This is a genomic window from Paraburkholderia sp. SIMBA_053, from assembly GCF_046534895.1.
GTDB lineage: Bacteria > Pseudomonadota > Gammaproteobacteria > Burkholderiales > Burkholderiaceae > Paraburkholderia > Paraburkholderia caledonica.
This window is the reverse complement of the sequence record NZ_JAWRXU010000792.1, coordinates 1-267: the sequence shown is the minus strand read 5'-3', so window position 1 is coordinate 267 and position 267 is coordinate 1. Positions and strand designations below refer to the sequence as shown.

At 62.2% G+C, this 267-nt stretch carries 1 pseudogene; it reads right to left on the bottom strand.

Annotated features, from left to right (window positions below):
- Positions 1-88: 88 nt before the first annotated feature.
- Positions 89-267, bottom strand: a pseudogene (locus SB753_RS37745) (aldehyde dehydrogenase (NADP(+))); the annotation flags it as partial.

Sequence of the window (267 nt, the reverse complement as noted above, 5' to 3'; positions counted from 1 at the left end):
GCCGGCATTCATGCGCTTCGAAACGACACGAACGCGCGACCGATAGACCGCACCGGTCGCGCGCCCAGCACATGATTGCAGGCTTGATTCAGGCTTTCGACAACTCACCGTCGGTGAGTCGCCAGATGCCGAGCGGATTGTCATGCTTCAGCGCCTCGGGCAGCAGATCGTCCGGGAAGCCCTGATAGCAGACGGGGCGCAGGAAGCGTTCGATGGCAGTCATGCCAACCGAAGTAAAGCGGCTGTCGGACGTTGCGGGAAACGGCC